Annotated in this window: 7 protein-coding genes and 1 pseudogene; 3 read left to right on the forward strand and 5 right to left on the reverse strand. The window is 43.1% G+C overall.

From position 1 onward, the window contains the following. The first annotated feature begins 518 nt into the window (after positions 1-518). The 3 genes from F6K20_RS20810 (at position 519) to F6K20_RS20820 (ending at position 4054) form a co-directional block, all read left to right on the forward strand. Entirely contained in the window at positions 519-773 is a 255-nt protein-coding gene (locus F6K20_RS20810) for a hypothetical protein (RefSeq protein ID WP_071986830.1), read from the forward strand. Positions 774-1250: 477 nt separating this feature from the next. Next, a complete protein-coding gene (locus F6K20_RS20815) occupies positions 1251-1646 on the forward strand; it encodes an ArsR/SmtB family transcription factor (protein WP_008181489.1) in 396 nt (131 codons plus the stop codon). Between the two features lie 245 nt (positions 1647-1891). After that, a complete protein-coding gene (locus F6K20_RS20820) occupies positions 1892-4054 on the forward strand; it encodes a heavy metal translocating P-type ATPase (protein ID WP_287295885.1) in 2163 nt (720 codons plus the stop codon). 25 nt (positions 4055-4079) lie between these two features. Here the strand turns inward: F6K20_RS20820 and F6K20_RS40780 are convergent. From F6K20_RS40780 to F6K20_RS20840, 5 genes and pseudogenes are all read right to left on the reverse strand, one after another. Further along, positions 4080-4223 (reverse strand): annotated as a pseudogene (locus F6K20_RS40780) (antitoxin family protein); the annotation flags it as partial. 163 nt (positions 4224-4386) lie between these two features. Beyond that, a complete protein-coding gene (locus F6K20_RS20825; protein WP_287257087.1) occupies positions 4387-4827 on the reverse strand; it encodes an HNH endonuclease in 441 nt (146 codons plus the stop codon). Positions 4828-4857: 30 nt separating this feature from the next. Beyond that, positions 4858-5115, reverse strand: a complete 258-nt coding sequence (locus F6K20_RS20830) for a hypothetical protein (RefSeq protein ID WP_287295888.1) — start codon at positions 5113-5115, stop codon at positions 4858-4860. Positions 5116-5153: 38 nt separating this feature from the next. Beyond that, entirely contained in the window at positions 5154-5483 is a 330-nt protein-coding gene (locus F6K20_RS20835; protein ID WP_287253774.1) for a hypothetical protein, read from the reverse strand. Between the two features lie 46 nt (positions 5484-5529). Next, positions 5530-6140 (reverse strand): NAD(P)-dependent alcohol dehydrogenase (locus tag F6K20_RS20840; RefSeq protein WP_287295890.1); only part of this gene is annotated, 611 nt, incomplete at its 5' end.

The following is a 6140-nucleotide window of genomic DNA, read 5'->3' on the forward strand; positions in this document are numbered from 1 at the left end:
TCACCCCTGATGCCCATTCCACCCACCGGGTCAAACAGCTTTAATGAGATGCACCCCAAGAGGCAAGAGGCAAGCTAGCAATCGGGAACAGCGGATCTGGGAATTGGGAATTGGGAATTGGGAAAAAATCCTGTGTACCTGATTAATAGGAGAACCGCTCGATCAGTTTTGCGATCGCATATAGTTTAGGATTGCCATTGCCATGGTACGTAAGCATTCAGCCGTCAGCCGTTAGCCGTCAGCCAAGGCCATTGGCCACGCTACGGTAATGGCTCATGCTACTTGAGGTGCTGACGTAACAGAGATTAAACCAATGAATCACTAATTAACAATAATTCTAGCACTATTTACTGCTCAATACTCCCTTTTTTAACTACTCCTAAAAAAATCAGATTCCATTCCGTTACCGTACATTTTATTTAAAATACCTTTCCCAAAAAAAAATCATAAAAACCCTTGACAAAATATTTTATAATCGTTATGATTATATTGTTAACAACAAGCAAAAGGTGACCAAGATGGATTCCGAATTTCGCCCAAATCCCGAAAATAACCCTGAGGATATTACTCCTAGTAATAATCCTCAGGAATCTTCTCCAAAAAAATACCCTGTTAAGCACATTCTTAAGGGCTCCCGCAAGGCTATCATCAACACGATGCATAGCCTCTATGCACTGCGTTACGCCGAGATTTCTGAGTGGAGTCCTCTGCAACCGACGGGCATTCCTGGGGAATTTATTACGATGATGACGAAGTACATAACTTTGGGTTAACGGATTAACTTTCTGGGGGGCTTTGCCCCCTGGCAAAATCATCGAGTCTGCTCCCATGGAAGCAGGTCTTGATAGGGTTGAAAACGGAATCACTAATGGTCAATTTCCTAGCCGTAGATAGTATTTCTGCGGCTATTTTTTTTTAAGGGAGTAGGGAATTTAGAATTTAGAATTTAGAATTTAGAATTTAGAATTTAGAATTTAGAATTTAGAATTTAGAATCGGGAATCGGTAATTGGGAGTAGGTAATCGGGAATTGGGAATAGCGATGCGCTGCATCAAGAGGTGCGACCCGAACGCGCCCCGCGTCGGCTTTGCCTCAAGGTGCGCGTTCGGGTCGCACCTTGAGCGAATTTAATTCTTAATGGTAAGAGCGCATCAGACAGGGAATCAATGTAAAAGAAAACTGTACCTCATAACTGCGGGAAACGCTATAGTATCATAGATCTAGAGATTAAATAGTAAATATAATTGATCATGGCCGATTCTAGTTCCTTAAATAAACCAACTGTCTACTCTTCTGATGCTCCAAGCTGTGATGAGTCCCTAGTTCATCTAGATAATGTGTGGCAGGTGCAGAGTAAGGTTCTAGCAACGGAAAAAGCGCAACAGATGGCAGAGTTTTTTAGCGTTCTTTCCGACCCCCATCGGCTAAAGTTGCTTTCAGCCCTCGCACAGCAAGAGCTTTGTGTCTGCGACTTAGCAGCGATAGTAAAAATGGGGGAATCGGCAGTATCTCATCAGCTACGAGTATTGCGATCGCAAAAGCTAGTCAAATATCGCCGTCAAGGTCGCAACGTTTACTACAGCCTTGCCGATGAACATATTGTGACTTTTTATCGAGAGGTAGCTCAACACCTTGATCAAGGTTGATTATTGAGCACAGATAGGGGAAGAAGTAATATAGCAATTCTACGCCTTGTGAGGTACATATTTCCGGGTTTTAGGGACTATTAAGCCTTGTATATGCGAACAGATAAAAAATAATTGGTACCTCATAGTAATGAAAAATACTGTCAATAATTTATTTTGCACAGCTACTTACTATATAATTTGAATTATCTTTCGTCTGAATAGTCTTTCAGATATTCAGGAGATGTTCACAGTTAGATATTGCTATGGCAGAACACCATCATCATCAAGACTGCTGCAAGTCTGGGCATTGCATTGAAGCCGTTGCTGAGGTGACAACCCATGATCACTGCTGCGGCAACAGTCAAGGACAGGAGGTGACAACCCATGATCACTGCTGCGGCAACAGTCAAGGACAGGAGGTGACAACCCATGATCACTGCTGCGGGAACAGTCAAGGACAGGAGGTGACAACTCATGATGACTGCTGCGGGAACAGTCAAAGACAGGAGGTGACAACCCATGATGACTGCTGCGGGAACAGTCAAGGAAAGAATGAATTTAACTTGTGGCGCGAATTAAGAGCGGTCGCGATCGCTACTCCCCTTTTGTTAATCGGACTGATTTTTCAAGATAGTTTACATCAGACTCCTTTTGCCATAGCTGAATATGCCATCTTGATTCCTGCTTACTTACTCTGTGGTTGGGGAGTGCTAACCACTGCGGGGCGAAATATCTTACAGGGTCGGATTTTTGACGAAAACTTTCTGATGACCATTGCCACCATAGGCGCGATCGCTATTCACGAACTACCGGAAGCAGTGGGGGTGATGTTGTTTTACCAGGTGGGAGAATTGGTACAGGGGTCTGCGGTGGGGCGATCGCGTCGTTCGATTCGAGCCTTGCTGGAAGTGCGTCCCGATACTGCTAATCTGCTAGTTAACGGCGAGATAAAAACCGTTTCCCCTGATCAAGTTGCTGTTGGAGAAATGATTCGGGTACGCCCTGGGGAGAAAGTTCCCCTGGACGGTGAGATTATTAAAGGAAGTTCGCAACTGGATACGTCTGCCCTCACAGGAGAATCACTCCCCCGTACGGTTGTAACAGGAGATCTGGTGTTAGCAGGGATGATTAACCAGTCTGGAGGGCTAACCATTCGCGTTACTAAGCCCTTTGACGAGTCTTCCATTGCCAGAATTTTGGACTTGGTGGAAAACGCCAGAAGCAAAAAAGCCGACACGGAAAAGTTTATTACTCGCTTTGCCCGCTACTATACTCCTGTTGTGGTGTTTCTTTCCTTAGCAGTTGCCCTGTTACCACCTTTGCTAATTTCGGGAGCAAGCCCAAGTACCTGGACTTATCGAGCCTTGGTGCTGTTGGTGATTTCTTGTCCCTGTGGATTAGTCATTAGTATTCCTTTGGGCTATTTTGGCGGTATTGGAGGAGCAGCCAAGCGCGGTATTTTGATTAAAGGTTCTACCTTTTTAGATGCCCTAACTCAGGTGAAAACCGTCGTCTTTGATAAAACTGGCACCCTTACTAAAGGAAACTTTCGAGTCACCGATATTATTACCCACAATGGTTTGAGTCAAGAGCAACTACTAGAATTAGCTGCTCATGTAGAATCTGGGTCAAATCATCCCGTCGCCCAATCGATTCGACAAGCTCATGGCAAACCGATTGATAGTTCTAAGGTTGAAAATTATCAAGAAATTGCGGGACAGGGTATTCTCGCCCAAATTGATGGAAGAGTTGTGATCGCAGGAAACGATCGCTTACTCCATCGAGAGGGGATTTCCCATGATGTTTGTGTGGCTGACAGTACGGTAGCTCACTTAGCGGTGGATGGTGAATACAGTGGGCGTATCTTAATTGCCGATGAACTCAAAGAAGATGCCATCAATGCTATCCAAGCACTGCACCAACAGCAGATTAAAACTGTGATGCTGACCGGAGACAGTCAAACCATAGCTAATACTATGGCTCGAAAGCTAGGGATAGATGATTTTCAAGCGGAACTCTTACCAGAGGATAAGGTGAATGCTTTAGAGAATATCCTCACAGCAGTAAACCAAAGTAACCATAAAACCGCATTTGTGGGAGATGGCATCAACGACGCACCAGTAATTGCTCGTGCTGATGTGGGCATAGCTATGGGGGGATTAGGCTCAGATGCTGCTATCGAAACCGCCGACGTGGTAATTATGACCGATGCTCCCTCTAAAGTAGCAGAAGCGATCGCGATCGCTCGCCGAACCCTAGGTATTGTTTGGCAAAATATTATTATTGCTTTGGCAGTGAAAGTCGTCTTTATTGTCCTGGGCGCGATGGGGGTAGCAACTCTCTGGGAAGCTGTATTTGCTGATATGGGAGTGGCTCTATTGGCGATTCTTAATGCTAGTCGGGTATTGCAGATAAGGGACAATTGAAGATGTGTAGAAATTATTTAAGCTTTTAACTATATTCATGGAACATATCTCGTGTAAACTGAGGAGAATCAGAAGGAATAGGGTTTTGTTGCATTCGCTCAACAAGTAACCTTAAAAAATTTTTTCTAGCCTCAATATCGGTAATCTGAGGAGGAATGACTTGAGGGGAAAGCTCCATCATAATAAGAATTAGGGGTAGATTAGTTAGTTACTTAAAGTTTAGCCTATACAAAGGTAAGCATATGCGCTACGCGCAATCGGTGCTTTTAGCTGCGACCCGTGGTGAATTTAATTCTTCATGGGTCAAGCGCACCTAAGGAAGATGATTTTATTTATGCTTTCATTTGTTTTAAGGCTTCAGGTGAAGGGTATCTATTTACCTCAATCAACAATTGTCTTTCTAAAATGCGATCGCTACTATTAAACTGTAAAATTCTGGCTGTGACTTCCCCAATATCTGTTAAAGATTGAATCATTGCACCCTCAAGACGAAAATGCTCAGACCATTGCTCTCGTCTAGGATTAAAAAATCTCACCAGATCACCTGTGGGCCAAATAATTGACCCTAAATCTGTTCCTTTATTTAGGTTACAATACAAACAAGCATAGGCTAAATTTTCCGCAGTCGTTTCACCCCCATGCTTGACACTAATAATGTGGTCAAATTGACACCCACCGCTATCCTGTTCAGAAATCAGACAATATTCACACAAACCTTTAGCCCGCTGACTGACTAATCGTTTCAGTTCTTTAGTGATATACTGTCTAGGCATAATTAATTTATTTATATACTTCTCTCTATACTAAGAGACAGATTTAAGGTATTGATGAGCTCTAGCTTTCGCCAATCTAATTAGATGTTCGACCACTAAAAACTGTTCAAGTTCGTTTTTTTCAGATGGGGATAAATCTCCTAATTTTGCTCGTTCCACTAAATCGTCTATCTGTTCCTTTGTAGCTTCCGAATATTTAAAATTAGTCACACTTTCTGGGCTAGTTCCTTGAGCAATAAAATTAATAAATTCATCGTATATTTTTTGATTTTTTACTAAAGTCGTCATGGTCACATTCCGAACAACGATAACAATGGGCAACTATATTATAGACAATCAGGGGATAGAATTGGTAAAATCAATATCTCTTGATCGATTTCTTGCCGATAGGCAGCAATTTCAGGCTGTAGATCGTCAAAGGTCGGGTCATCCTTAAACCATCCAAATTTATCCAGCCAAGGATTTCCTGTCTTCCCTAGTAGGGGAATGTCAACTTCAACTACTTCAACCTGATTAGTTAGATAGTCAAGTAGTTGGGCTTTAAGCTGATTGATGGCAGCATCACGGCTATTTTCTACAACCATGACTTCGGGCCATTCTTTGGCACGGGCGATATATTTATCGTTTTCTCTACTGAGGATAACTTCATAAATCATGACTCCATTTCCTGCTCATCTTTAGTGGCTATTTCAATTTTACCTCTTACTCTAGAGCGATAACCACTTTGCCCTGATGTTTGCCTATACCGAAATACTGGATCATTTCAGGCACTTCACTTAATGTGTAAGGGCCATCTAGCACGGGCTTGACATCGCCAGCTTTGAAAAGCTTATTGATGTAATCCAAATCCTTGTTTGGTTTGAGAGTAACCAGACAGACTCTCTTATTGCTAAATATACGAATGATTGCCTGCAAGAGTAATACCTGAAAAAGACAAGCGGTGTCCCCCCCAACCGTTACATAGGTTCCCTGGGGATTCAGTACACGTAGATAATTGAATATCGAGCGATTTGTCTTGGTATCTAGTATCAAGTCGTACCGTTCCTTGCCCTGTGTAAAGTCTTCCTGGGTGTAATCGATCGTTTGCCCAAATCCGACTGAGTGCATCATGTCGAATTTATCAGAGCTATCCACTCCAGTCACGTCAGTCACGCCAATGGATTTGGCGATCTGCACAGCCAACGTACCAACACCACCACCTGCACCGTTGATCAATACTTTTTGTCCGGGCTGGATCTGTCCTTGATCAACCAAACCTTGTACTGCTAGCATTGCGGCATGGGGAAGTGCTGTGGCTTCAACAAATGTCATGA

Origin of the sequence: Moorena sp. SIO2C4, from assembly GCF_010672485.1 — a bacterium.
Classification (GTDB): domain Bacteria; phylum Cyanobacteriota; class Cyanobacteriia; order Cyanobacteriales; family Coleofasciculaceae; genus Moorena; species Moorena producens.

Excerpts from the sequence above, each read along its gene's own strand:
- F6K20_RS20825 (WP_287257087.1), bottom strand. The coding sequence starts at position 4,827 with ATGCCTAGACAGTATATCACTAAAGAACTGAAACGATTAGTCAGTCAG.
- F6K20_RS20830 (WP_287295888.1), bottom strand. The coding sequence starts at position 5,115 with ATGACGACTTTAGTAAAAAATCAAAAAATATACGATGAATTTATTAAT.
- F6K20_RS20835 (WP_287253774.1), bottom strand. The coding sequence starts at position 5,483 with ATGATTTATGAAGTTATCCTCAGTAGAGAAAACGATAAATATATCGCC.
- F6K20_RS20820 (WP_287295885.1), top strand. The coding sequence starts at position 1,892 with ATGGCAGAACACCATCATCATCAAGACTGCTGCAAGTCTGGGCATTGC.
- F6K20_RS20815 (WP_008181489.1), top strand. The coding sequence starts at position 1,251 with ATGGCCGATTCTAGTTCCTTAAATAAACCAACTGTCTACTCTTCTGAT.
- F6K20_RS20810 (WP_071986830.1), top strand. The coding sequence starts at position 519 with ATGGATTCCGAATTTCGCCCAAATCCCGAAAATAACCCTGAGGATATT.